The 23411-nt window shown below is 52.9% G+C and carries 30 protein-coding genes; 8 read left to right on the top strand and 22 right to left on the bottom strand.

Going from position 1 to position 23411, the window contains the following annotated elements:
- Positions 1 to 467: 467 nt before the first annotated feature.
- Both FYB92_RS04705 and FYB92_RS04700 read left to right on the top strand, forming a co-directional pair.
- Positions 468 to 866: a hypothetical protein gene (locus FYB92_RS04705; RefSeq protein ID WP_332828294.1), complete on the top strand. Its 399-nt coding sequence runs from the start codon at positions 468 to 470 to the stop codon at positions 864 to 866.
- A gap of 295 nt (positions 867 to 1161) precedes the next feature.
- Positions 1162 to 1521 (top strand): hypothetical protein, encoded by a 360-nt coding sequence (locus FYB92_RS04700; protein ID WP_003621945.1) that lies wholly within the window; start codon positions 1162 to 1164, stop codon positions 1519 to 1521.
- Positions 1522 to 1712: 191 nt separating this feature from the next.
- On the opposite strand, the gene FYB92_RS04695 is transcribed toward FYB92_RS04700, so the two are convergent.
- Entirely contained in the window at positions 1713 to 1874 is a 162-nt protein-coding gene (locus FYB92_RS04695) for a hypothetical protein (RefSeq protein ID WP_175575179.1), read from the bottom strand.
- A gap of 384 nt (positions 1875 to 2258) precedes the next feature.
- Here FYB92_RS04695 and FYB92_RS04690 point away from each other — a divergent pair, with 384 nt between their 5' ends.
- The 3 genes from FYB92_RS04690 to FYB92_RS04680 all read left to right on the top strand — a co-directional run bounded on the left by FYB92_RS04690 (position 2259) and on the right by FYB92_RS04680 (position 3476).
- Positions 2259 to 2468: a hypothetical protein gene (locus FYB92_RS04690; RefSeq protein ID WP_064305516.1), complete on the top strand. Its 210-nt coding sequence runs from the start codon at positions 2259 to 2261 to the stop codon at positions 2466 to 2468.
- A gap of 149 nt (positions 2469 to 2617) precedes the next feature.
- Positions 2618 to 2782, top strand: coding sequence for a hypothetical protein (locus tag FYB92_RS04685; protein WP_175576277.1), 165 nt, complete (start codon positions 2618 to 2620; stop codon positions 2780 to 2782).
- Positions 2783 to 3272: 490 nt separating this feature from the next.
- Positions 3273 to 3476 carry a hypothetical protein gene (locus tag FYB92_RS04680; protein ID WP_075632731.1) on the top strand — a complete coding sequence of 68 codons (204 nt, stop codon included), beginning with the start codon at positions 3273 to 3275 and terminating at the stop codon, positions 3474 to 3476.
- A gap of 70 nt (positions 3477 to 3546) precedes the next feature.
- Here FYB92_RS04680 and FYB92_RS04675 read toward each other — a convergent pair whose 3' ends face one another.
- Entirely contained in the window at positions 3547 to 4119 is a 573-nt protein-coding gene (locus FYB92_RS04675; protein WP_075632730.1) for a recombinase family protein, read from the bottom strand.
- A gap of 303 nt (positions 4120 to 4422) precedes the next feature.
- Here FYB92_RS04675 and FYB92_RS04670 point away from each other — a divergent pair, with 303 nt between their 5' ends.
- Positions 4423 to 5163, top strand: coding sequence for a DUF4145 domain-containing protein (locus tag FYB92_RS04670; protein WP_332828293.1), 741 nt, complete (start codon positions 4423 to 4425; stop codon positions 5161 to 5163).
- Positions 5164 to 5249: 86 nt separating this feature from the next.
- On the opposite strand, the gene FYB92_RS04665 is transcribed toward FYB92_RS04670, so the two are convergent.
- The 5 genes from FYB92_RS04665 to FYB92_RS04645 form a co-directional block, all read right to left on the bottom strand.
- Positions 5250 to 7604 carry a hypothetical protein gene (locus FYB92_RS04665; protein ID WP_075632728.1) on the bottom strand — a complete coding sequence of 785 codons (2355 nt, stop codon included), beginning with the start codon at positions 7602 to 7604 and terminating at the stop codon, positions 5250 to 5252.
- A gap of 474 nt (positions 7605 to 8078) precedes the next feature.
- Positions 8079 to 8324 carry a hypothetical protein gene (locus tag FYB92_RS04660; protein WP_143456115.1) on the bottom strand — a complete coding sequence of 82 codons (246 nt, stop codon included), beginning with the start codon at positions 8322 to 8324 and terminating at the stop codon, positions 8079 to 8081.
- A gap of 43 nt (positions 8325 to 8367) precedes the next feature.
- Entirely contained in the window at positions 8368 to 9603 is a 1236-nt protein-coding gene (locus FYB92_RS04655; protein ID WP_075632727.1) for a site-specific integrase, read from the bottom strand.
- A 358-nt stretch (positions 9604 to 9961) separates the two neighbouring features.
- Positions 9962 to 10183, bottom strand: coding sequence for a hypothetical protein (locus FYB92_RS04650; protein ID WP_332828292.1), 222 nt, complete (start codon positions 10181 to 10183; stop codon positions 9962 to 9964).
- Between the two features lie 206 nt (positions 10184 to 10389).
- Positions 10390 to 11199: a hypothetical protein gene (locus FYB92_RS04645; protein WP_332828291.1), complete on the bottom strand. Its 810-nt coding sequence runs from the start codon at positions 11197 to 11199 to the stop codon at positions 10390 to 10392.
- Positions 11200 to 11650: 451 nt separating this feature from the next.
- Between FYB92_RS04645 and FYB92_RS04640 the strand changes: the two genes are divergently transcribed.
- Complete coding sequence (locus FYB92_RS04640) at positions 11651 to 13069, top strand: ATP-binding protein (protein WP_332828290.1); 1419 nt, start codon at positions 11651 to 11653, stop codon at positions 13067 to 13069.
- Between the two features lie 384 nt (positions 13070 to 13453).
- Here the strand turns inward: FYB92_RS04640 and FYB92_RS04635 are convergent, their stop codons facing one another.
- Entirely contained in the window at positions 13454 to 14215 is a 762-nt protein-coding gene (locus FYB92_RS04635; protein ID WP_332828289.1) for a hypothetical protein, read from the bottom strand.
- A 259-nt stretch (positions 14216 to 14474) separates the two neighbouring features.
- Here FYB92_RS04635 and FYB92_RS04630 point away from each other — a divergent pair, with 259 nt between their 5' ends.
- Positions 14475 to 15548, top strand: coding sequence for an alkene reductase (locus tag FYB92_RS04630; protein WP_062247339.1), 1074 nt, complete (start codon positions 14475 to 14477; stop codon positions 15546 to 15548).
- A gap of 288 nt (positions 15549 to 15836) precedes the next feature.
- Here the strand turns inward: FYB92_RS04630 and FYB92_RS04625 are convergent, their stop codons facing one another.
- From FYB92_RS04625 to FYB92_RS04560, 14 genes are all read right to left on the bottom strand, one after another.
- Positions 15837 to 15977 (bottom strand): hypothetical protein, encoded by a 141-nt coding sequence (locus FYB92_RS04625; protein ID WP_175575150.1) that lies wholly within the window; start codon positions 15975 to 15977, stop codon positions 15837 to 15839.
- On the bottom strand, positions 15974 to 16174 hold the full coding sequence (locus tag FYB92_RS04620; protein WP_003621791.1) for a hypothetical protein: 201 nt from the start codon (positions 16172 to 16174) through the stop codon (positions 15974 to 15976). Before FYB92_RS04620 ends, FYB92_RS04625 begins: the two co-directional genes overlap by 4 nt.
- Positions 16175 to 16180: 6 nt before the next feature.
- On the bottom strand, positions 16181 to 16624 hold the full coding sequence (locus tag FYB92_RS04615; protein WP_332828288.1) for a hypothetical protein: 444 nt from the start codon (positions 16622 to 16624) through the stop codon (positions 16181 to 16183).
- A gap of 159 nt (positions 16625 to 16783) precedes the next feature.
- Positions 16784 to 17116 (bottom strand): hypothetical protein, encoded by a 333-nt coding sequence (locus FYB92_RS04610; RefSeq protein WP_332828287.1) that lies wholly within the window; start codon positions 17114 to 17116, stop codon positions 16784 to 16786.
- Between the two features lie 57 nt (positions 17117 to 17173).
- Positions 17174 to 17512: a hypothetical protein gene (locus tag FYB92_RS04605; RefSeq protein WP_075624753.1), complete on the bottom strand. Its 339-nt coding sequence runs from the start codon at positions 17510 to 17512 to the stop codon at positions 17174 to 17176.
- A 2-nt stretch (positions 17513 to 17514) separates the two neighbouring features.
- A complete protein-coding gene (locus FYB92_RS04600) occupies positions 17515 to 18006 on the bottom strand; it encodes a hypothetical protein (protein WP_332828286.1) in 492 nt (163 codons plus the stop codon).
- Positions 18003 to 18446 (bottom strand): hypothetical protein, encoded by a 444-nt coding sequence (locus tag FYB92_RS04595; RefSeq protein ID WP_075624752.1) that lies wholly within the window; start codon positions 18444 to 18446, stop codon positions 18003 to 18005. Before FYB92_RS04595 ends, FYB92_RS04600 begins: the two co-directional genes overlap by 4 nt.
- A gap of 96 nt (positions 18447 to 18542) precedes the next feature.
- Positions 18543 to 18887, bottom strand: coding sequence for a hypothetical protein (locus tag FYB92_RS04590; protein ID WP_332828285.1), 345 nt, complete (start codon positions 18885 to 18887; stop codon positions 18543 to 18545).
- Between the two features lie 186 nt (positions 18888 to 19073).
- Entirely contained in the window at positions 19074 to 19982 is a 909-nt protein-coding gene (locus FYB92_RS04585) for a hypothetical protein (RefSeq protein WP_332828284.1), read from the bottom strand.
- A gap of 8 nt (positions 19983 to 19990) precedes the next feature.
- Complete coding sequence (locus tag FYB92_RS04580) at positions 19991 to 20578, bottom strand: putative phage tail protein (RefSeq protein WP_332828283.1); 588 nt, start codon at positions 20576 to 20578, stop codon at positions 19991 to 19993.
- Positions 20575 to 21693, bottom strand: coding sequence for a baseplate J/gp47 family protein (locus FYB92_RS04575; RefSeq protein WP_332828282.1), 1119 nt, complete (start codon positions 21691 to 21693; stop codon positions 20575 to 20577). The genes FYB92_RS04580 and FYB92_RS04575 overlap by 4 nt, the downstream gene beginning before the upstream one ends.
- On the bottom strand, positions 21693 to 22166 hold the full coding sequence (locus tag FYB92_RS04570; RefSeq protein ID WP_332828281.1) for a phage GP46 family protein: 474 nt from the start codon (positions 22164 to 22166) through the stop codon (positions 21693 to 21695). Before FYB92_RS04570 ends, FYB92_RS04575 begins: the two co-directional genes overlap by 1 nt.
- 7 nt (positions 22167 to 22173) lie before the next feature.
- A complete protein-coding gene (locus FYB92_RS04565) occupies positions 22174 to 22692 on the bottom strand; it encodes a phage baseplate assembly protein (RefSeq protein ID WP_332828280.1) in 519 nt (172 codons plus the stop codon).
- Entirely contained in the window at positions 22689 to 23258 is a 570-nt protein-coding gene (locus FYB92_RS04560) for a phage baseplate assembly protein (RefSeq protein WP_332828279.1), read from the bottom strand. Before FYB92_RS04560 ends, FYB92_RS04565 begins: the two co-directional genes overlap by 4 nt.
- Positions 23259 to 23411 lie beyond the last annotated feature (153 nt).

Raw genomic sequence — 23411 nt, 5'->3', positions numbered from 1 at the left:
CCGGGAAAATCAGGGGCAGACTCCCAGAGGCATAGGAAAGGTTTTTGGTGAATGTGTTTCCCGTAATTTTCTAAATACATCGGATTTTCAAAACACATTAAAAAACCTGAAGATTTTTTCCATTCCCTGCAAATGGGGTGATTCAAGAGGCTGTCTGAACACCCCTCCCTGATAGGGAATGGGAAATATTGATTGATTGTTTTTCCATTTGAAATGCGATGTCTTTCAAAGCTTTTTGAAAAAAGCTTTCCCAAAAACTTTTATTATTTCAGTCCGGTGATGTTGCGAATTTTTTAAATAATTACTTTAATTTTTACCATATATTCCAGAACATGGATTTCATCCATGCCAGATCGCCGGGTTCCCATTTCCCATGGGCCCGGCGATTTTTTTTGGGCGCACAGCCCATCGGGAACCCGCCACAGGGGGCTTCGTTGCCACCCTTGTCCCCCCAAGGGAGAACAGACATGTGCCCTGCCCGTGCCCCACACCGCCTGAAACGGCTTGAACAGCCCCCATGCCCCGCGCCGGTGCCACCGATGCCGCCCGGCGTCCCCATGCCCCCGACATCCCCACCGGGACCGGACGAAGACCCGCCGCCAATAGATGACCCGCACCCCACGCCGCTGCCGCTGCAAATCTGTTGGACGATGCCATCTGCCCGGAACTCCGGCACGGACGCATTGTTGAGGGAGTCCGCATTAGGAAAAGGAAACATCCCCATGCCGGACACGAAATACGATTCCGAAAAACCCGTCCCCAAACCGGACAGCGAAAAAGACCATGACCGGGACGAGGCGCTGGAAGACAGCTTTCCCGCCAGCGACCCACCCTCCAAGGGGGAGACAACCGGACCGGACGAATGAATACAACCGCATGAACGCAACCACATGAACATATCCCTGCCCCGGCATGACCCCTGCATGCCGGGGCCTGTGACATTCAGGCAGGGCGTTCAGGTTGCCCCCTGTTCACCATGCCCCATGGGATGCGGTGGTTCTGCCCGTGGGGGTTTGTACCGAACGGTCAAACCGGCGCATCCTGTTCCCGCCCCGCCATGACACGTGACATCGTGTGGCGCAGACAGACAGGCACGCAACCTTTTTGCACGCGGCCTGTTGGAATTGATACCGATCGGCATTACGCAAAAAAGGAAACATCATGAAAATCCACTTCCGTTCCATCTGCGTGCTGGCCACCCTGGCTGGTGTTCCCGCACTGGCCCTTGCGCAACCCGCCACCCCACCCGCGCCCACGGCGAATTCGGCGGCATCGGAAGTCGGACGGAACCCGCCCTCCGCCACGGACAGCAGTGGCAACCGCGTCAATCCATCGGACAAGCTGTGGAATAATCCACGCACCGTGACCGAACAGCCCGGGACACAGCCACCACCCAATTCAGGCAACGCGGAAACAGGGGCCACGCCATCATCGGGCAAGATCCATAACGGTCAGACATGGCATGGCCATACACGCCAGAAATACCATTCCGCGACGCCCGGCACGACGCAGCAGCAATAACCACAAGGCCGATCCGGCTGCGACCTGATGGGGACGACCCCACGCAGCACGAACGCCAGCAAGTGGCGCATGACAGGGCGCATGACAGGGGCATGACCGGGCGGAGTGGCGGAAAACGCCCCCGCCCCCATGACACGCCCTGCGGATCACATCCCTGCCGTCAGGACACGGACATCCCCAACCCGCGCGGGTCAGAATTCGTCGAGGATGAAATCCTCATCAAACACACGATATGCCGCATCGGTCGGACGGGTGTAGCCGCGCCTGTTCTTCCATGCGTGGATCAGGGCAAGTCGCCATTCTTCATGGGGATCGCAGGCAGGTTTCGGGGGGCAATCGGATTTCGTTTTCATGATCCGGACACCTCTGACTATGGCCTGCAACAGTGCGGGCACCGGTTCCATAGCAGTCCCCCCATGGGGGTGGTGTGACGATTGCATGAAGCTTTTTATGCACATGCTCCTATGCCTGACCCGCAATCGATCCACACAGGTCAGGATCGTGGGACGTCTTGCTAAATTCGAGGAGTGGACGCAGCATCCGATGACCACCAGCACTCCGACAGGCCCCGGACCGCACGCACGCGCCCCTGAAAAAATTGGCCAGGAACAACCATGTGTCCACAATTATGGAACGCCCTGTTATGGAATGCACTGTGATTCGAAACGGCTGTCAGGAACAGACTCGGGAAGGGACAGCAAGCAGCCTCCCCGATGACCCATCACCAAGGACATAAAATGAAAAAGCTTGCCCTGCTCACCACCGTCATTGCCCTTGGCGCGTGCGCCCACGACCCGCATCAGACACCACCGGACAGTGTCACTGCGCGTCAGGGCATTGAGCCGCAGCCCGTCCATACGGCACAATTTGGCGCAATGTCACGGACGGCATCCTATGCGGCGCACCATGCCAATCAGGTTGCCGCCTCAACAGATGAGAAGAAATAACAAAGGCCGCCAAGGGGGATAGCCATGAACCGCCCATGATTATCCCCCCTCTTTCGACGCAATCCATTGATATGGAATGATAAAAATCGCCAGTTCGGCATCCCGTTCCCAAAATGTGACGTCTTTCAGGGCGTGTATGGTGTAGCGCAATGCCACACAAGTCACCCGCCGTGCTGACGCACCAAGCGGCGGGACGGTGTGATGAGGCGGTGCGGGTCAATGTGTGGGGGGCAGAAATCGCGATCACTCCCCATCGCTGGCGCGCCACGAATGGCGGGCGCAGCGACCCGCGAAGGGGTCGCCTGTCTGACTGATCCATATGTCGGGATGGCGATCAGGCTGCTACAGCCATGTTTTCCCCAGACATTTCGCCGGGAACGGTGCGGCTGTGCCAATGCGCTCACCGCCGTTTTCCGCCTTGCCCCCGCATCATTTGGGGGATCGATATCACGATACCGGACGGCAGTATGGCGGCCAGATAAAATCAGGCTGGTCCGGCGCATGTCATCGCGCTGGACTACCGGGTCATGTGCGGGAATAGGTTCCGCGCGGGCAGAAAACCGCACGCCGTTTTTTCGTGCCTGACCATACGCCGCACAGCCTTCGCCACACATGGGCGATCTGGCATTACTGCGCTTACAGGGATCTATTAAAACTGCAACTGGACGGAGACTGGAGCGAGATCAGGACCGGTCACCGGCTATGCCAAACTGACGCCTGACGCCTATAGGGATGAGATCATAGGTGGTGGACATATGTCCCACCCTACCCGGCATGGCCTGAAACCGCTCTATCGACTTTGCCATGGCAATCAGGGAACTGGCATCGAATCAGGCGGCACGCACGCAAACGCCCGGACCGGCACCTGAGATGCAAGAAGCCGGAAACACACCAGAAATGGCTGTTTTTTATTATTTTTACTGGAAAATCGTGGTGCTGCTGGACAGGATTGAACTGTCGACCTCTCCCTTACCAAATGGACAAAACACACTTAATATACTGTTATAACGCATAAAAAATTTGGATGTGCTTAAACTGTGCTAGCTACAGGTAGTTGCTAGATTACAATATTGTAATATTAAACATTCTTAATCTTCGTTTTTAAGACGCGGTAAACTGTCATGCGGCTTATTGCCAACTCACTGGCTATCGCTGTTACCCCTAATCCCTCGGCATGTAGTTTTATAACCTGTTTACGGGTGGATTCGTTCAAGGGTTTGCGTCCCTTATAGCGCCCATCTGCCTTGGCTTTTGCGATTCCCTCTGCTTGCCTTTCCTTCATGAGATCACGCTCAAACTCCGCTATAGCGGCAAGCATGGTTAGCATTAGCTTGCTTGTGGGGTTGCTCGTGTCCAAGCGTTGGCCACCCATCGACAAAATGACCAATTCACAGCCTTTGCCCTTTATGGTTTCCACTAGGGTAAGCAAATCGGCGGTGGAACGCGCGAGGCGATCAGGCTTTGTGACCATGAGCGTATCACCTGCACGCATATGATCCAGTGCCCGAGACAGTTCTGGACGTGAGTGTGCCGTAGCGCTGATTTGTTCCGCATATATGCGTGCGCAACCATTCCCCTCCAGGTCACGGCATTGGGCTTGCAGCCCTGCTTCTTGCTCCGTGGTGCTGGTGCGTGCGTATCCAAAGATCATGCGCTGTAACCTCAATGTGTAACTTTAGCCTCTAAGACCTTTCCCTATGTAATGTCACAAAAACTAACAAACAACTCTAAAGTGACAAAAAGGTGTAACATCGCTTCCGTCACATTAGGGCTTGCCTTAAAGTTACATATGCGGAGGCAAGAGGATGAGTTTGGCGCCTACATCGGCGCCCCCTTGCTTATGTTGGGCGTCTGTAGCTTGGCATTCCTGCTGCCCAAGAAATGACATATTTCCAATGGGCCATGCTTTACGTAAAATATGCTTCTCGTTCTATTTTAGCGAAGGCGTAAAGCGTTGGACACGGACCCGAGATTTGGACAGCAATCGTTTCCTTGCCCTTATTGCGGCGTTACAGCTTACCAAAGATGGCATAATGGTGCGGTTTTTGATCCCAGTACTCCGATAACGGAATACTCAGAAGAGTGGGCAGACTTTCAGAAAGAAATTCTTATAAGTCGATCTCATAGAACACAAGCAGCACGAGTTACAAATATTTCTTTTTCATTTTGTGATAATTGTTACGAAGGTAGCATATGGTTAAGAGGGCACTTACTTTATCCAAAAGATTTAAATTGGCCTATGCCAAAGGATTTACCTGAAATATGTCATGAAGATTTTCATGAGGCATGTAAGTTAGGCGTTATATCGCCAAAAGCAGGTTTGGCGTTTTTACGGGCTTGTATGGAAAAGCTCATTTATAGCGTTACAGAAGTAAAGCATCTTGATACTGCAATTCAAACACTTGTTGATGAACATAAAGTCTCTCCAACAGTACAAAAGGCGTGCGATTTTATAAGGATTAAAGGAAACGAAGTTCTTCACCCTGACATTGCTAAAAATAGCAGTGAAACATTGATAATGTACGAGGACGATAATGAAGCTACTTTCTTAGCCGCATTAAAATTGCTTAACAAAATCGTCCATGACTTGATTACAAGTCCACAGGAAGTGGACGATTTGTATGATACATTGCCAGAAGATAAACGTGACGGCATCGAAAGGCGCGCACAAAGAGTTCGTAAAAAGAAGGGATAACCCTTCTTTGGGCAGGCATGAGAGGACAAAAGTTTACCGAAACCCTGTATATTATAATAGGTTTCGGTAAGAAATTGTCCTCCGAGTTAAATTAAGCCCTTCCCCCTAAGGGATTTGATAATACTTTTGATTTTCCTATCTTTGTCCCTCTGCGTAAGCCCTTGATACGGGACTGCCGCTAAAGCGCCTCGTATGCCTGCTTCATCAAAGCCATGATTCGCCAACGTAACACCAAGCCCAAAAAACTTGCCATGTCTGCCCATGCCATCACTTAAAGCACCAAAACCATCTAACTTCTCTTGAATGAATTGCTGTTGCCCTTGCCCATGAGCAGACAGCGTATCTTGCAGCTTTTTTTGTGCTTCACGTCTTTGCTCCGGCGTCATGGGTTGCGCTTTTATGGCAGGGTCCACGTATGCTTGGTTTAAAGCCTTAATGGGATCAAAGATTTTGCCATCGTACTTCCTGAAATCCATCTCCGTGCCTGGGGCATGGTTGGGAAGGTAAAATTTGCTGGCACAGTTGAATTTGCTACGGTCAAAAGGCAAGCTGTTAGCTTTATCTCTATACCCTGCATTAAAGCATTTCATGGCTATGCTACGGGTCAAGATTTCAAAAGCTTCGCCAGTTATGGGCTGTGTCAAAGGAATCACAACGCGGTAATTTCCCGCGCCGCTATATGTTTGATAAATCGCCATCTTTGTATCAGGGAACAGCTTACGGAAATCATCTGCCGTCATATCATGCTGGGGATGACCTTCATCTTTATCCAGCATCAAAAAGCAACTTGCTATGACATTGTTTTTCCCGAACCTAGTGCCACCTTCCCCCATAGGGTCAGTATCAACTACAGCAGGCCACAATAGACGATTAACTGTATGCTTGTTATTTGAGGTAAATTGACTTTCTTTTTCAAAATATTTTATCAACTCATCAGCGTCTTCGAAGTCTAGTTTTGCAACTACTTTTGTTGTTTCCTTTTTGTCGATAATTTCAGCATACGATTTTTTGATATCTTCCCACTCCTCACACTCTTTTATTATGCGTTTACGCTCTTTCTTTTGCTCATTACGTTCCGCTTGGGTCATGGCTTTATCGCCTAATGCAGGTCTCCCCGACTCTTTTGCCTCGGGCAACTGCATTTTGTTTTCATGAGATTCCAACGTTACGTGAGGCAACATCTTTTCGAGGTAAAGGGCACTGCGAGAATCGGGCACACATATATGTCTTTCGCTGTTATCCGCTGGATTTCTAATTGAGATGCGGCAAACAGCTTGATACGTGCTGGCAAAAAGGAAGGCTTCTTCAACCTCTTTGGGTTTAAGATTAAAGCGATTCTGCAAATAACTTTCGTATGTTGGGCGCATATTCAACGATGCCAAGAACGAAATATTATGCAAGTTTTGGTACTGGTTGAGTCCGTGAACGTAACTCGATATAACTGTTGTGTTATCAGGAATCCTTATATTTCTTTCAACTTCACGAACAGGGACGCCATCAACATCTGTGTTAATGGAGTTGTTTAAAACCGTTAAAGAACTTTGACCTTTTAAAATATCTTTGTTGATAATATCCACCATTTGGTTATGAATGGCGTAGTCGTCACTATGACCTAGCCTCTTTGAATAATCACGGTCCATGAAGAAGTGGATTTTTGTATTACTGACGTTTGTATGACTTTTGTATCTTAGAGTTATATCTTTCTTTACAAAAGAAAATCCATAATGTTTTGACCATATTTTGTATATCAACGACTCACAAAAGCATGCCGACATGAAATAAACTTCACGCCATGAAGTAAACTTGTCAGGCTTTATGTGATAGTAAAAATGAAATCCATCCCTTTTTGTATTCTTATAAGCTTCCGATTCCACTTCAACAACAGTATCTTCATCGAGTATCATTTCTGATACTTTTCCAAATATGTCATTAACAGCATCTTTACCTTCTGCTGTTTTCGCGTAGTTGTTTAAAGCTGTGGTATTTTTCGCTACCACCTCTGTAAATTTCTGAGTGGGGTCTTTTAAAGAGATATTATCTGAAAGCATTTTACGCTGCGCTGTTACCCTTAATGGCAACTCGCCCGTTACATTCGTAACCTCATCAAAAAACAGAACGTATTTTTTCTTCTGATCCTCGGATATTCTTGAGTATGCCGTTAATATTCCTGTATGGGTTACTAACAGGACATCGTCAAATTCATGATTGTTGCTGTTAATGTAGGCGATAATGTCTCTTACTACCTCACCTTCATTACAGTGATCAATGTCTTTTACGTATGGATTTAATCCATTACTTTTTAAAAGCTTTTCTGTTTCTAGGAGATTCGCATTTTTGGGCTGGGCAATAATGAATCTCGCCTTGTGCTTGTTTTGGGCGATGAAATTCGCAATCGCGTATGTTTTTCCTGATCCACAAGGACCATCTATATAATTGAGCATATGAAAACATCTTTCTGAGTAAAAATAATTTTTGATACAAAAAAACCCCACGAGCAGGCAAGTCCGTGGGGTTTCCAAATAATCTTTACTGAGAATATGTCTCATAGCTATTTAGCGTTCACTCTTTTGCTTGCCTGCTCGTGAACATTTTTATGTGTTTTTATTTAGCGGTCATAAAAGAAAAATCCTTACATGAGAGGACAAAAGTTTACCGAAACCTATTATAATATACAGGGTTTCGGTAAGAAATTGTCTTCCATACCCCCTACAGGGGTAAAAACGTTAAGTGTATGCCCACTAGCGCGTGAACCCTTATTTTTCCCTGCGGGGTATCTCAAAATAACTTTTTACGTAAGTGCCGCATAATATGCCCATGAGAGCCTCTAGGATGCACGCACAGAAGACTTGCAGATATGGGCAATCCCAACCACGCAAAAATTTTAATGGCATTGTATGAGCTTTAAAATGCCCATCCTATACATCAAGGATTTTATCCATTGAAACCCTTGTTATTTCACCAGGGTTTGCCATTACCCTGTAGGCTTCTGACAACAACTCTTTATCTTCATCAGACAAAGGCTCTTTAATAACGGGAAGGTTCCCGTTTATTAGAATGTACTCCAAAGCATCCCTACACACTTCTTGAACCGTCATCCCCTTTGCAGCCAAAATAGGCTGTACTTTCTCTAGTAATTCTTTATCTACGAAGATAAAAGCCACGATCCCCTCCAACGTTGTTTAGGTGATATATGCTTTGTATACCTCAAAACGAAGTTACTTTAGGGCGAAGTCTATCACGAATGGATTCAAGTGTGACATGGGAATAAAAACGCTCAATCATGTCGACGGATGTGCCACAGTTCCGCGCCACATCATATATGTTTACCTTTTGGTTAAGCATATGTGTGATGTAATAATGGCGAAACGAATAACTTGAGCGCACCACCCCGCGAAAATCCTTTTTGAGGTTACAAGCCTCAAGCAGCGCGTTTAGGCCCGCATTATACGATTTCACCATGTTTCCAACTTCATCGGCAAAAATGAAATCCTCTGGCGTCGGCTTCCTATTCCATGATGTTTTTTGCACAGTCCATATCATGTCGAGGTTGGGTAAAACTGTATCTTGCGGGATAAACTCACGAGACCTGTTTTTTCCGTAAACTCTGAGCGTGACATTTTGCCCATCAAGCTTTTTGGTGACATCAAACCCCAGCACATCGCCCCATTTCATCTTTTGCGCTTCTGTGGGCCGCATGCCAGTGCCAACCATTATCCCAATGTAAGCACAGAGCATGGTTCTATCGAACATCACTCGTGGATGGTGTTGGGCCTCAATGATTCGCTGGAATGCTGTGCTTTGTAACAGTTGGATTTCGTCAGTCGAAAAGGAAGGGCGTGCGTTATCTTGCGCTCTCACCCTTTCCAGTGATGGCAGCACTGCCACATATCCATGATCCCTACAGTAAGTGACGAACTTGCTCAGGATACCCATTTCCCATGCTAGGGTGGAGTTGCTTGGCTGGATACGTTGGGGTGCGCGGGAAATCGTTTTTCCCGCCCTCGTGTAAGTGATGAGGGAAATATCTTTGCCTGGGCCTGTGATCCAATACGTTTTGCGCCAAGGCACAAACCCACTCAATGTTCTGGTGGTGAGGTGCGAAGCTTCTTTACGACCACAAAAATCCACCACGTAACGATGCAGGAACGCTTTATGCGTTTCCTTTAACGGCTTGGCCTTCACGTATTCCTCAACCACCTGTGCGACAGTCTTGGCACGAGCATCAAGCCCCGCTTCCGCGCGTGTTAATGCCGCATAATAAGTTTTGGCTGCGAGTTTGTTGGCTTCGCTTTCATCGCGGGTTTTGAGTGAGGCACGAATCTGCCCCTGTCCCGGCAAGGAAAACCTCACAGACCAATTTTGGGTGCCTGGGCGTCGGAAAATTGCCCACTCTTTTTGTGGGAGTGCTATGTCGCTGTGCTTGGGACTGTGCTTTTCCATCTGCTAACTCGTTGATTTCACTAGGGCCAGCTTTTATGTGCTGGGACTGTGCTAGTGTATGTTCATACGAGTTTGCGAAAAAGGCTCACCACTAACCCATTGGAAAACAATGGTAAAATGGTGCTGCTGGACAGGATTGAACTGTCGACCTCTCCCTTACCAAAACAGAGGCCCCCGGCAAAAATAGCGGTTCCCCGTCACATAAACCGCCAATAATCTCAAAAACCATACGATTCGGATATGCGAGTCTGGTCCAGTGGACCAGAGGCGATGCTATCGATTCGTTTGTGGGGTTGAGGCATGTGTGTTGCAGAATGGCTGGAAAAAATGCTGCAACGAGAATAGCCAGTTCTGCAGGTCACCTTCGACCGTCCACAAACGGAACGTCAGGCCTGCGCCTAACACACTCACTGGCTACCCACGTACCAATCAGCACGTGCCCCCTCCCCCGCAGCGCCTCACGGTCGGCAAGCAACCGGGCAGCCTCAGCATGCCGCGCATCATCGTTCTGTGCCAGCATCTCCGCCTCGTAACCGACCTGCCGCGACAGCTCCACGTCCGGCAGGGAGGACCAAAGCACGGCAAGATTAGCAGAGAGGTCCGCTTCCGATCAGGTACTTAGCAAAACAAAGCTTTCGCTTTCCCTTCAGTAATGCCTGTCCGCTCAAAGAATATGAAGCAGACTGGCGGCTTCCGCCTCATTCCAGACGTTATGCCCTCTTTCAGTATTATTAAAGCGGACGTTTGCATCTCCATGCAACTCTTCAACCCATCTCATTATAGTTTTTATACTGGTAGAGGCCCAATCGGTCTGGCAGATGCAGGAGGTATGGTTGCGCCGAATGCCTGCATTTTTTTTACAAATTCTTCATAGTCTGGCTGTGCCATATAATTGGCAACTGCAGTTTCGACAGAATTCGGTTGCTCAGCCGTGCAAAGACATAAGAATGTTGGCATCGCCATAGTTGATATATTTACACCTTTTTTTCGTTCTGCATTGGAACGGTTAAAAATACTTTCCATGGTGATTTCTTGTAATGCAGATGAATACGATTCAGATTTTAATCGTTGCAAAATCGGCACAGCGCAATCCAGAACTGACTGTCCAAATTTAATGGTCTCATCTCTTTCAGGAAATTTACCTTTATGAATAACGGCGTTCCGAAATTTTATTTGCTCCCGATGAAGTAGCTGCGGTGACTGACCGGTTTCTACGAGATAAATTCCAATAAAAGCTCCCAATTGACGTTCCGACTGATTGGACATCTCCTTCCAAGCAGGAGCAAACGTCGAGGTATTAATACCGTTTTTCCGGCATGTGACGCGAACAAAAAACTCGTACAGTCGTTCAAGAGAACCGGCGAACGAAGCTATTGCATCACGATAATAACCATCTACGATGGCCTTGATTGCCATAGCAGAAAGAATTTCAAATTTTTCCTGCTGAATAATAATAGCCGTTTTATGTCCGCGATTACACGTTAATTTAATTACGCCATCGTCCGGTATCCGAGACATAGTTATTGAAGAAAAATCTGGCATTCCGCTTTTTAATGCTTCTTGCGTGCAAGTCATACATGAAGAGATGGTTTTCAATTGCAGACACCATTTTTTATATTTGATATCAACGATAGAGTATTCTAATTTTTACGTAATGTCTAATTGCAACAGCGTGATTGGTTGCTCGCCTTTTCAAACTTAAGCTGACAGTCCGCTGTCCCCCCCCCGATCTGCCTGTCTGCTTAGTGATGCAGGAGCAGACAGGCAGCAGTCGCCTTATCTCGGACGTCTTGACGATTTTTGCAGTTTCCCGAAAGCTGACGTTGCTTCACTCACGTCAATAGGCCGTGTTGGGACAAACCCCGCCATTCAGGACTCGAGAGTCAAATGGCAGATTCCATGCGACACTGGCCAAAAGCGGAATAGCAGCTTTATAATGAAAGACCTAAGTTGGCAGCCATTTCCGTTCACAGCTGCAATGGTTGGATTAGATCGTTGTGCGCTCTACAGTTCACGATAAGATTGCCGCCAGCGAACGGAATATACCATGGGGCAAAAAATGAAAATTCTAACGAAGGCGATTTCGGCGGACAATGTTGGGGAATTGCTTTCTATCTCAGAAACTCATTTTCTCGATCTTAAGAGCGCTGACATAAAGCCTGCCAAGCTCTCGAAAACTATTTCCGCTTTCGCGAATACAAGCGGTGGCGAAATTTATGTTGGCATCAATGAACAAGCAACTATGGATGGCAAAGAGCGCGTGTGGTCCGGCTTTCCCGACGAGGAGGCTGCTAACGGGATTTTCCAGGTAATCCAAGAATTGGATCCTCTTGGGGGTAATGTTTCGAGTCAGTTTATTTCCGCAGACGGATACCCCGGCCTAGTTCTTGTTCTGACCGTTTTTAAGTCGCAGAGCATCATCGCCGCTTCAGACGGAAGTGTCTATATACGTCGTAGTGCGCAAAGTTTGAAAGTCTCAGATGCGTCGCTGGAAGCTCTTCGGTTTGATAAAGGCGTGAAATCCTTCGAGGATGAAATAGCGGACGTTGAACAAGATGCTGTTACCAACTCAGAGACAATAATTGAATTTCTCCTAAGCGCGATACCTGCCGGAGAACCCAAGGTTTGGCTAGAAAAGCAACGTGTGATGGCAGGCGACCGCCCCACGGTTGCGGCTGTTTTGCTTTATTCGGACACACCGCAGGCAATTATACCTAAGCGTTCTGCCATCAAGATATTGCGATACCAAACTAAATCAGACGCAGAACGTGATTTTTTGGCGAGTGACCCTGAGACTATAGAGGGGCCAGTTTACTCCCTTATATATGATGCAGTTGATCGAACCAAAGAGATCATTGAAGGAATAGAGAAAGCTGGGCCGGGAGGTCTTGAGAGGATCGCCTATCCGCAAGAAGCTTTACACGAGATACTTACTAATGCTGTTCTGCACCGTGATTACAGCATCGTTATGGATATTCAGGTGCGTATTTTCGACAATCGGGTTGAGATTGAAAGTCCTGGACGGCTTCCCGGTCACGTGACTTTAGAAAATATTCAAAACACGCAGTTCGCTCGCAACCCTAAAATTGTTCGTTTAATCAATAAGTTTAAGAATCCGCCCAACAAAGACGTAGGCGAAGGCATCAATACAGCGTTCGAAGCTATGGAAAAGCTACGGCTTAAGCGGCCATTGCTTGAAGAACGCGAGGGTTCTGTAGTTGTAATTCTTAAGCACGAGAGTCTCGATTCGCCAGCGCAAATAGTGATGGAGTATCTAAAAAAAGAAGAAGAAATCACTAATGCGATAGCGCGCGATCTCACCGGTATTAAATCAGAGAATTCGATGAAGCAGGTATTCTACAAGTTGCGGGAGGCCGGTCAGCTCGAGCAAACTCCAAAGGTTAAAGGGAAAAAGCATTCATGGAGGAAGCCGACAGTTGAAACAGATGGGGTAGGCACAGCTTAAATTGTTATCTTCGGGAGTGAACTGTCACCGGGCAGCCAAACTCAATCATAATTTGAGTGTCGGCTTTCAGGCGAGATAAAATTGCAGTTTAATGGCGAAATAGGGCGCGTAGCCTACCGGCAACCATCCAACGGACTAAGGGCCGGTTCTGGCTATAGCTTCCCTATAGCCGACATTCCGCTTCCTGCCATTCGCCGATCGTGAGCTGACCGGCAGGAAGCCCGCCTAAACTGCCTGTCCGCTCAAGGAACATGAAGCGGACAGGCGGCAGACGCCTTCATTTCGGACAGTTAGCCGGGACTAATGGATTCTCGAAACCGGACGTAGCCTGCCAGCGTCATCCTGGAACCTGAAGGCGGTCGACATGCAAATATAATATTAATTTTACTCTGAATTGCCATGTCTGCCCATCGGAAAGGGGTCAATAACTGTTCCCCGCAACATTTCACGTAATTTCCGGAAAGCCTCTAACGCTTCACTAAAAGAGGCCTTTTGGTCTTTATGACACAAAGGAAAAACACCTGCCTCGCCAACCGTTGCGACACGCATTCCGTTTGGTATATTTTTTCGACGACTAACCATTATTTCCATAGTGGCTTCTTGTAGGCAAAAATTATCGCCTTTATCTAACATTCTTTGGTAAACTTTATTTATCTCGTCGTATATCCAAGAGCAGAATTCAGTAGCTTTATCATTTTTTGGTATCTCTCCTTTGTGTATAATTTTTTTTCTAAATGTTTTTATCTTTGGGTTTTCTTTATAGGGCTCGTTAAACTCCAAGAGATATAGCATCAGAAAAGCTCCAAACTGTCTTTCTGGTTGCTGCGCCATAGTCTTGAACATCTCATCGAATAGATCAGTCGAAATTTCTCTGCTTCTTGCAGAACTTCTGATAAAGAATTCATAGAAGCGTTCGAGGGCCGCTGAAAAGCTGGCGCATGCCTCAAGCGTGAACCCTTCTAGGAGCGCCGCACCTCCTGAATTTAAAAGTATTTCAAATTTTTGAGCCTGCACTATGACAGCAAATTTGTGCCCTACAGAACATGTTACGAATGCAACCCCATCGTCGAAATAATCGACCAATTGGGATTCAAAGCGAGGGGTAGGAGAAAACGTACATTCAAAACACGGCGCAAGAACTTTCATGAATACACCTCAAGGTGATTAAAATTTGATCAATTGTTTTATATCGAGCCATATATCACACGACTGTCTACTTCTTTATTTTTCGAACCTAAAAGCAGACATTCCGTCCCCCCCCCCAAAAAAATCTGCCTGTCGGCTTCACCAATTAAGCAGACAGGCAGTGCTCACCTCAAGTCAGACGAGGTGGTAAGCCTTCTGTTGTATTCCTCGTGAGGCTTCCCAAATTCATAGGAACTGCGTCTTTTAAGAAGGATCTGTCATGACCAGCCTGTTTGAGCCGATTGAACTGGGAAGCATTTACGCCAAAAACAGAATTCTCATGGCGCCGCTGACACGCGGTCGGAGCACCCGTGATCATGTGCCCACCCCCATCATGGCCGAATATTACGCGCAACGGGCCGGAGCCGGTCTGATTATCTCAGAAGCGACCGGGATCAGCCGCGAAGGTCTTGGCTGGCCGTATGCGCCGGGCCTGTGGTCGCAGGAACAGGTGGAAGCCTGGAAGCCCATCACCGCCGCAGTTCACGCCAAGGGCGGAAAGATTGTGGCCCAGCTCTGGCATATGGGTCGGATGGTTCATTCCAGCGTGACGGGCCAGCAACCTGTGTCCTGCTCGGCGACAAAAGCGCCTGAAGCCCTCCATACGTACGATGGCAAGCAGGCTCCCGAAGTCGCCCGCCCTCTCACCAAGGAGGACATTGCCCGCATCCTGAACGACTACGAAAATGCTGCTCGCAATGCCCTTCAGGCAGGCTTTGACGGTGTGCAGATTCATGCCGCCAACGGTTATCTGATCGACGAATTTCTGCGGGACGGCACCAATCATCGTTCCGACGAATATGGCGGTTCGCCGGAAAACCGCATCCGCTTCCTGCGTGAAGTCACCGAACGCGTGATCGCAACGATTGGCGCGCACAAAACGTCAGTAAGGCTGTCCCCCAATGGCGATACGCAGGGCTGCATCGACAGTCATCCAGGGCAGGTTTTTGTGCCGGCCGCAAAGCTGCTGAATGACCTCGATATCGCTTTCCTTGAACTGCGCGAGCCCGGACCGAACGGCACGTTCGGCAAGACCGACCAGCCCAAGCTGCATGGTCCGATCCGCGAAGTCTTCAGGAAGCCGCTGGTTCTGAATCAGGACTACACACGGGAAGAAGCGATCGAGACAGTCGCTACCGGTGTTGCGGACGCCATTGCGTTTGGTCGGCCTTTCCTCGCCAATCCGGACCTCGTGCGTCGTCTGGAAGACAATCTGCCCCAGAACAAGGACGATATCCGCACCTGGTACTCGCAGGGTGCAGAAGGCTATACGGATTATCCGCTTGCTCGCTGATACCCTATTTTTCCCGCAAGTTCCTTCCAATGGAAGGAACTTGCATTTGAACTATAGAAAATATTTAGCCGCCGACGTGATACTTGTCGTGAAGTAGGCGAAATCACCTGAATAACTCTACTCCCTGCCATGAATGTGAACACTGCGAAAGGCTGTTTTCGGTAACTCTATCCCGATAGCCGACTGTCTGTTTCCCCCCCCCATAACTGCCTATCTGCTTTATGGATTACGGCAGACAGGCAGCGGCATTGGGTGTGGCCCTGCTGTTTTTGGCACAGCCACAGCGGGTCAGTGATCCGGGCTTCCCAACGCCATGCGCACCGCCAGTGCGCGCCTTTGCTGACGCCACAGGAACAGCCCCATCCCGGCACCTGCCGAGATGAGGCCGCCGGCGAACCCGACCAGCAGGCCCGCGACAAAAAGGCTCACGATGCCTGAATCGCGGCGTTGTCGGCCTTGCACCTGGCATAGATCGCCTCGATCTCCGCCAGGGTGGGGCCGGTGGTGCTTTTGGTGGTTTCCACCGCTTCCTTGATGGTGGCCCATGCCTCGGGGCCGTATTTTTCAATCAGGGCCAGTACTGCGCTGGCCGCGCTGGCGATCGCGCCGATTTCCGTTACGTCCATGATGTGTCAGTTCCCCGCAATGGTGGTGGTGGTCGTCGTCGTGGCGTTGGTTGTGGTGGCCGTGGTGGCGATGTCGGCGCAGGCCGAAGGCTGCTGCCCGGCCTTCACGCCGGTCCAGCAGGTCTCGAACGAAGCGAAGTCGGTCTCCAGCGCGGAAACGGCGGTGGCGGTGATCGACTTCCCGCCCTCGATCGAGGTTTCAAGCGACGTGATTTCGTTGAACACGGTCTGACTGGCGGACTTCACCAGCGTCTTTTCCGCGTTGGTCAGGGTGACGCCGGGCAGCTTGCCTGCCATTACGTCGGGCATCGGTTCAGCCACAACGTGATAGGCGCTGTCGATGTCATACACCGACTGCTTTAGCTTCCCCTGTCCACTACTGGCACAGGCGGCGAGGCTCGCAAGGGCGGCCAGGGCAGCATATCGGGCATGGGGTTTACATTTGGTCATGGGCTAGTTTTCCAGTCTGGAAACGAAAATAGTCCACCCATCCATACAGACCGCAAAAAACGGCCATTTCTGCGTGGAAACGGGTGGGCTATTTTTCAGGTGTTCGGGCACAGGCCGTCCGGTGGCCGGTTTACAGATCGCCCGGATCAGGTTGACAGATCAGCGTGCGGGCTGACCGGGCACGATCGGGTGCGGGGTCGCTACCGTGGCGGGCGCAACCGTGGCGGCCGTCGTGGCGGGCTTCGTCGCGATCGCGTCCTTCAGATCCGTGATGCCGGTCAGGATATTGGTCAGGGCCGCATCGATGCCGGACAGGTCCAGATTCGGCGCCGCCTTTTCGACAACAACCGGAATCAGCGTCTGCAGCAGGTTGCCCGCCAGGGCGATATCGGCCCGCGTGGTGGTCGTGTCGCGTTGGCCCAGTGCGGTTTCGATCAGGCGCTCAAGGGCGGGAATGGTGGTGTCGGTGTCGGCCATGTCTGGCGTCTCCATATGAAAAAACCGCCTCTCGGGCGGTTGGGGATGGGTGATTGAGCCGGGACCGGCCAGTCAGCCGGGCGGGGATGCCCGCGCCGGGGGCTTGCCCGGACGGGTCGAGCCCGGCGGGACGTCGAGCAGTTGCTCGACCGTCTGGCGCGGCACCGTCGTCGGGACCATCGCGGCCTTTTTCCCTGGCTGGTAGGCGGGCAGATTCCATCCGCGCGCCTGGGCGATGGCGGTCACGATTGTCCAGACCACGACCCAGCGGGATGCGGGATCCGGCGGGCGCCAGAACCGTGCGATCAGGGCGCAGGTGGAGATCAGGAACGACACGATCACGGCGACATCTCCGGCATATTGCGTCGGGAGCATCGACAGGACGTCTTGCAGAAGTGTGGGTGGATCCATGGTCACGCCTCGATCGCGCGCTGGAACAGGGCGATGTGCGGCCCATCCGCCGCCCCCGCGCCCAGCGATGTGTTGTAATTGGATTTCCAGTACCGGCACTGCGCCGCCGCATCATCGGCCGCAGGCAGCGGCCCCGGCGCACGGTAATATTTCAGCCGCGCCATGGCGCAGGCATAGGGCAGGTTGCCCGGAAGCTGGGACACCCGCGCGGGCCATTGGGAGGCAAGGTCCAGCACCGCCCCGCGCAGGGAGGCAAGGCGCGCATCCGACAGGAACGTGGCCCAGATATCGTCATGGGTGAAAGGTTCCATCTGCCACAGGCCGCGTGCGGGGCCGGTGCCCCCTGATACGACCTGCACCACATAGGTCAGGCCGCTTTCCGCCAGCGCCGTACCGGTCAGCAGATTGACTGCCGCATCCCCGCCCAGCCCGATATGCGCCAGGGCGGGCATGATGATTTGGCGCTTGAACTGCGCGATACACAGGCCGGTCATTGGGGGGCGCCGATGATATGGGGACGATGCAGGAACGGGACATTGGCGAAGAAATAGTCATCCCATGTCTGGCTCGACAGCAGGGTGCCCCCGACCATGGCCAGCAGCGTGAAGATGATCCCCAGGACGGCGGATCGCTTTTTCCAGCGGCTTTCGGCAATCCGCGCCTTTGTCAGCGCGTCCTGGTCCAGCCGGTTCCGCTCCTTCTGCGCGCCGGTATGTTCGGCAAGCTGGTGGGTCAGGCCCTGCATATCGCGTGACTGCCGATCCAGCGCCGATGACATGGCCGTATATTGGGCCTGCATTTCGGCCCGGAGGGCCCCGACCTCCCGACGGGTGTCGTCAATCTTGCCGTCGGCACTGTTGCGCCAGCGTTCGAGGAAGCCAATACGTTCCCCATGGTCATCAAGGATGTCTTGCACATCCGGATCTTCGGTCATCTTTGTTCCAGGCAATAAAAAACCGCCCCAAGGGACGGTGATGGCAGGCGCATATGGCGGGCGTATATGACAGGACATGATCCGTGCAGTGCGCCGTCAGGTCGTGGGGGTGCTCGCCGCAGCCGTGGTCGCCGCCTGTGTCGCGGTGGCTGTCGTGGCCGTTGTGTCCGTGGCCGTTGTTGTTGTCGTGGGCGTGGCCGTTGTCGTTGTCGTTGTGGACGTGGGCGTTGTGGTGGCCGCTGTCGTGGTGGCTGTGGACGCGCCATAGGTGCTGCCGATCGGGTATTTGCGATCGGGGTCAGCGATGGCGGTGGTCCCGGTTGGGGGCGTCCATGCGGATGCGCCGTCCCATTCGACGTTATCGACCACGTATCCGGTCGGATGCGCGCTGGTCGCGGCCGTCAGGTAAACGGCATAAGTCTGCACTGTTGTGGTTGTCATGAATGTTCCCCATCACGGCGGAAATGCGCCGGTGCTGTTGAGTTTGATTTTGCAGGCGATCCCGGATCACCCCCATCGCCGCCGCCAATCCTGTGCATCCGCACATCACCCGGCCGCATGATGTGGATCGCGCGCGGTGGGACACCCCACACCCGCGCCCGGACAGGTCCGCGCCATGACATGCCGTTACGGCAGCCATTTGTAATAAAACTGGCCTGATGCACCGTTACCGCCCGCATACGAATTCCCGGTGAAGCCGGAGTCATACGCGCCCCCGCCACCCGCACCGGGGGCGGAACCGGATACACCGCCCAGATCCCCCGACCGTGCGCCGCCCACGCCCCCCGGCCCGACACCCCCGGAACCGGAGAGTTGCAGCGCCCCCGATTGCCCGTCCAGTCCGCAATTCCCGCAATCATTGCGAAACGTCCCGGACACGTCCGACGACCCGGCAGTTGCGCCACCACCGCCCGCAGTATTGGTGACGGACGCCACCTGACCGGGAAATCCGCTGGGCAGCGATTGCAGCGTCTGGCCTGCGCCATTCACGCACGATGTCTGCCCGCCGCGATATCCATTCCCCGAACTGGCATTGCCCGCACCACCCGACCCGATCGTGAAAACGAGGTGATCGCCGGGGGTTACGGTATAAATCCCCTCCATGATGCCGCCACTGCCGCCGCCTGCGCCGGAAAATGTCTGCGACGTGGTGGTGGCCGAACATCCCGTTGCGCCCGCACCCGAACCAATCCCCCGCAGGTAAACCCGCGTCACACCAGATGGCACCACAACGGTGGTCGAGGCACTGACCAGAGAGAGCGGCGAGGACGCCAACGCCAGCGCGGAGAGCGGGGCAAACAGCGCCCGCAATGCGGCCAGGACCTGTGCGTTGTTGGTTTTGTCGGGTGTGAGCCCCCCAGCAAGCACAATGCTGCGCAACTCCTCCTGTATCATATTCAGCCACCAGTAACGGACTCTGGTGGGTGCCCCGCCACTTGTGGATCCGCCCGTAAAAAATCCGGGCAGGCCAATATTATCCGTCGGCAGCGCAGGCAGCGACGCCACGGCTGTTGCATCGTCGATCTGATATACCATTAGTGCAGTTATCCGTAGGAAAAGAAAACGGTTGTCCGTGCCGGTTTGCGGGACTGGATTTCACACTCCAGGACCGCGTTTCCCCATTCGGCGAGGGGTTCGTCAGCGAACGAAATATCGGCCGAGAAATATTCGACCGTGACGGCAGATGCATTGACGCGCCACATATAGGCCCAGAACGGGTCGTAAACGGGCTCGTCAGCACATAGGAAATCTGCGCGGGCAGGCGCGAATTCCGTGATACTGATGTCGTATCCAAGGTTTGCAGCGAACGTGACGAAATAGTCGATCGATGCACCGCCGCTATCGGTCAGGCGCGCGACGACCTGTGCACGCTGCTGCTCGATCGTAGGGTTCGTGCCTGCGCATGCATCCGGCAGGCCGAGTGACGCCTGCCATTCCGGCAGCAGTTCTACCGTCGTGGCCGGGAATGCATCGACCAGCAGATTTTCGTCACGCTGGGCAAGGCGTTCCAGCGTCGGCATCAGGCAGCCCAACGCAGTCGCCTGGGTAGATCCCGCCTCCCGCGGCCAGATCGGTCCCGTTGGTAGGTGGCGCTGGAACGCCGCCAGGAAATCAGCGGCAGAATAGCTCATTGATACGTCGGCTCCGCAGCAATGGGCAGGGATCCGACCGGAACAGAAACACTGCCGACAGGGGCAATCACGCTGAACGCCGGGATATCCGGGATCGCATTGAGCGCACCTGCAATCTGGGATCCCTGCACGGTCATTCCCAGTGGAGTACCAATACGCAGGAATAGGTCAGCCAGAGCCGCATCGATATCTGACTTCATATCGGTGGATATGCCGCCCAACCCCGTCAGCGTAATATTTATCGGATAGGGCTGTGGAGCCATGGCGACGACAATATCCGTCACCGGTTTTTCTGACTGCAGCACATTGGCGACCGTCAGCAGGTCCTGTGTTGCCGGAGTGTACCGTTTATCTGTGGACGACGTTCCGTTGCTGCCGCGCGGAAACCCGCCGTTGGCAGAATTGGCGTCGTCCATCATCACGTAGACCGGCACTGTGGCGTCACCACATAAACCCGGAGACCCACACCACGCGCGGGTGACGCCCGGAACGTCCAGTGCCCAGTTTTCGTAATCCGTTGCCGATCCGCCCTGCGCGGTACTGGCGTAACGGGCCAGATACCGTGACTTGAACGTGTCCTCGGTCTCCTGGTCGGTACCGGATGTCACGATTGAGGTTACGGTGCCCGAACCGTTGACGCTGTTTAGGGGGCTGGATATTCCAATCGCCGACCCGGCTGCCAGATTGTAGGCAGCACCCGTACCCTGCGAGGTCGCCTGCACCGTCAGGGTACCTGCATCGTCCACGGTGGCGTCAGCATTTGTGACAAACGACAGGTTGCCATCTGTCGTCAGGACAGTGCCTGCCTCCAGCACGGTTTCTGCGACACCTGTAAATGCCACGGCGATGACTGCGGCTGTGGCATCCTTACGGAAAACATTGACCAGCGCGCCCCACAACGTTGCATATTCGCCCGTTGCACCTGCAGGCGTTGCCATACGGGCGATATAGTCCTGATACCCGTAATGTTCATACGAGATCGCTGCGATCGCGTAGCTGAGGATCAGCAGGACCGACGGGTCCAGCAGGGGATCTGCTCCTTGCAGGCCGCCGTCCTGGACGTCCTGCTGGGCGCGGTCGATCAACTGCGTCAGTGTTGGGCGTGCATAGGGCATCAGGGCACCTGCCAGAGCCAGGAATACTGGCTGGTCGAACCGTCCGGACGGGTCAGGGATACCCCGATGGCGGTGGTATCATTGGTCGCCATGCCGACCCGAACAGAAATGGATTTGACGTAACCGGCTGTCTGGAGCGGTTGCAGCGCATCGGTCGCAATGGAGCGGATGCGCTGCAGCAGCTGTGCGCGGTTGGCGATCTTGGACCGGTTGAGGGTCCACAGCAGGGATCCGATCGGCTGCGCGCGGTAGGTATCGGCCCACCAGCCACGCCGGTCTGTCCCGGTATAGTCAGGCGGGGCGACACGATCCGTAAACAGGCAGATCATGACCATGTTTTTGAGCATGTCGATGCCGGACGGGGTCCGTGCGACGGTGCCATTTTCCATGGCCCAGTCACCGCGTCCGTTGGGCGTGTCCCATACGATCTCGATATCGCCGCCGCTGTTGGTGGTCTGGGTGACCGAAACCATACGACCTCTAGGATTGGGGTTTCTGTGTCGTGCTGCTACCGGACTGGACGCCGCCATGCAGATGATTGATGAAACTGATTCCGCCGATCGTGGCGTCGTCCGATACCTCCAGCGGGCCGTTGATGACCGTTTTGCCGTTCAGGGTGATCGGCTGCCCGGATTGGGACGTGACGGTAATGCCGCTGCCGTTGGTCAGGAGGATCTGATCGCCCGCCGCATCAAACAGGCAGACCTGTCCGCCTTTCAGCCCTTTCGGACGGGATTGCTGATGGATCGACCGGATGACGACCCCGTTCGAGGCGTCACCGGACACGTTGAGGACAACGACTTTGGTACCCACCGGCAGGACCGCTGAAAACCCGTAGTCCTGGACAATGGGCACGCTATCGCGCACGGCCGTGCCGTTCACTGTGACCTGTCCGGTCTGGACGATGCCGGTATCGTCCGGCGGCGTGGAAATCTGTCCTATCTGGAACAGGCCCTGCAACCGCCTGAATATCCGGTCAGCGTAGGAGTGTACTGTCATGCCGGTTTCCTCGCGCCACCAGACGGCAGGGACGCCGCAACCTGCCAGTCGATGGCCTGCAGGACGTTGGGCTCGGGCTCGTAGGCAGCCGGCGGCATCAGGATCATATGGGCGTGCGTCCCATCCTCGCCCCTTGAAAATTCGACTTCACCGATCACCAGTGTCTGGCTGATGATCTTGAGGGAGGGGATGTTGACGGGCACCAGATAGTTCGGGGTCCACAGTTTCCCGGCGCTGTCGCGCCAGCTATCCACCGTGACCTCGATTGACTGCGATTGCCCGATGCGCCGAGCCTTTTCCCAGTTCAGGCGCTGCATCGCGATCGGCTGCCCATTCTGGGTCTGTTCGGAAATGATCGCGCGCGGCCGGTAACGCGGCACCGTCGCATCTTTCACACGCCCGACGTCACCCTGGCCACCGATCTGCGAGAACTGATCAACTGACTGGACGAACGCAAAATAATCCGAAAACCGGCCGTCCATAGAAAATGTGGCGTCGGCCTGTTCCAGATTGACCCCTTCCTGCACGCCCGATGCCATGGACTGCTGACCAACGCGGGAAAGCACCAGATTGCCGTCCGCGCCCTCGTAACACAGCAACTGTGCCCAAACGGGGATTTGTCGGTGGCCATGATCTCGAAATCACGGGGTATGCGTTCCACGCCACAACTGACCCGCTGCTCCTGCCACCCTGCGTATGATTTTCCGCCGATGACCAGG

Origin of the sequence: Novacetimonas sp. GS1 (genome assembly GCF_036686925.1) — a bacterium.
Lineage (GTDB): Bacteria > Pseudomonadota > Alphaproteobacteria > Acetobacterales > Acetobacteraceae > Novacetimonas > Novacetimonas hansenii.
The sequence above is the reverse complement of the archived record's forward strand: the minus strand, read 5'-3'. Positions and strand labels throughout refer to the sequence as shown.

What these genes read in the sequence shown, in the direction of transcription:
- FYB92_RS04585 (WP_332828284.1), bottom strand. Translation starts at nt 19,982, where the DNA reads ATGGTATATCAGATCGACGATGCAACAGCCGTGGCGTCGCTGCCTGCG.
- FYB92_RS04605 (WP_075624753.1), bottom strand. Translation starts at nt 17,512, where the DNA reads ATGGATCCACCCACACTTCTGCAAGACGTCCTGTCGATGCTCCCGACG.
- FYB92_RS04590 (WP_332828285.1), bottom strand. Translation starts at nt 18,887, where the DNA reads ATGACAACCACAACAGTGCAGACTTATGCCGTTTACCTGACGGCCGCG.
- FYB92_RS04655 (WP_075632727.1), bottom strand. Translation starts at nt 9,603, where the DNA reads ATGGAAAAGCACAGTCCCAAGCACAGCGACATAGCACTCCCACAAAAA.
- FYB92_RS04580 (WP_332828283.1), bottom strand. Translation starts at nt 20,578, where the DNA reads ATGAGCTATTCTGCCGCTGATTTCCTGGCGGCGTTCCAGCGCCACCTA.
- FYB92_RS04635 (WP_332828289.1), bottom strand. Translation starts at nt 14,215, where the DNA reads ATGAAAGTTCTTGCGCCGTGTTTTGAATGTACGTTTTCTCCTACCCCT.
- FYB92_RS04665 (WP_075632728.1), bottom strand. Translation starts at nt 7,604, where the DNA reads ATGCTCAATTATATAGATGGTCCTTGTGGATCAGGAAAAACATACGCG.
- FYB92_RS04705 (WP_332828294.1), top strand. Translation starts at nt 468, where the DNA reads ATGTGCCCTGCCCGTGCCCCACACCGCCTGAAACGGCTTGAACAGCCC.
- FYB92_RS04565 (WP_332828280.1), bottom strand. Translation starts at nt 22,692, where the DNA reads ATGACAGTACACTCCTACGCTGACCGGATATTCAGGCGGTTGCAGGGC.
- FYB92_RS04620 (WP_003621791.1), bottom strand. Translation starts at nt 16,174, where the DNA reads ATGGACGTAACGGAAATCGGCGCGATCGCCAGCGCGGCCAGCGCAGTA.
- FYB92_RS04640 (WP_332828290.1), top strand. Translation starts at nt 11,651, where the DNA reads ATGGGGCAAAAAATGAAAATTCTAACGAAGGCGATTTCGGCGGACAAT.
- FYB92_RS04630 (WP_062247339.1), top strand. Translation starts at nt 14,475, where the DNA reads ATGACCAGCCTGTTTGAGCCGATTGAACTGGGAAGCATTTACGCCAAA.
- FYB92_RS04570 (WP_332828281.1), bottom strand. Translation starts at nt 22,166, where the DNA reads ATGGTTTCGGTCACCCAGACCACCAACAGCGGCGGCGATATCGAGATC.
- FYB92_RS04680 (WP_075632731.1), top strand. Translation starts at nt 3,273, where the DNA reads ATGGCAATCAGGGAACTGGCATCGAATCAGGCGGCACGCACGCAAACG.
- FYB92_RS04685 (WP_175576277.1), top strand. Translation starts at nt 2,618, where the DNA reads ATGCCACACAAGTCACCCGCCGTGCTGACGCACCAAGCGGCGGGACGG.
- FYB92_RS04575 (WP_332828282.1), bottom strand. Translation starts at nt 21,693, where the DNA reads ATGCCCTATGCACGCCCAACACTGACGCAGTTGATCGACCGCGCCCAG.
- FYB92_RS04610 (WP_332828287.1), bottom strand. Translation starts at nt 17,116, where the DNA reads ATGGAGACGCCAGACATGGCCGACACCGACACCACCATTCCCGCCCTT.
- FYB92_RS04600 (WP_332828286.1), bottom strand. Translation starts at nt 18,006, where the DNA reads ATGACCGGCCTGTGTATCGCGCAGTTCAAGCGCCAAATCATCATGCCC.
- FYB92_RS04595 (WP_075624752.1), bottom strand. Translation starts at nt 18,446, where the DNA reads ATGACCGAAGATCCGGATGTGCAAGACATCCTTGATGACCATGGGGAA.
- FYB92_RS04675 (WP_075632730.1), bottom strand. Translation starts at nt 4,119, where the DNA reads ATGATCTTTGGATACGCACGCACCAGCACCACGGAGCAAGAAGCAGGG.
- FYB92_RS04695 (WP_175575179.1), bottom strand. Translation starts at nt 1,874, where the DNA reads ATGAAAACGAAATCCGATTGCCCCCCGAAACCTGCCTGCGATCCCCAT.
- FYB92_RS04690 (WP_064305516.1), top strand. Translation starts at nt 2,259, where the DNA reads ATGAAAAAGCTTGCCCTGCTCACCACCGTCATTGCCCTTGGCGCGTGC.
- FYB92_RS04700 (WP_003621945.1), top strand. Translation starts at nt 1,162, where the DNA reads ATGAAAATCCACTTCCGTTCCATCTGCGTGCTGGCCACCCTGGCTGGT.
- FYB92_RS04615 (WP_332828288.1), bottom strand. Translation starts at nt 16,624, where the DNA reads ATGACCAAATGTAAACCCCATGCCCGATATGCTGCCCTGGCCGCCCTT.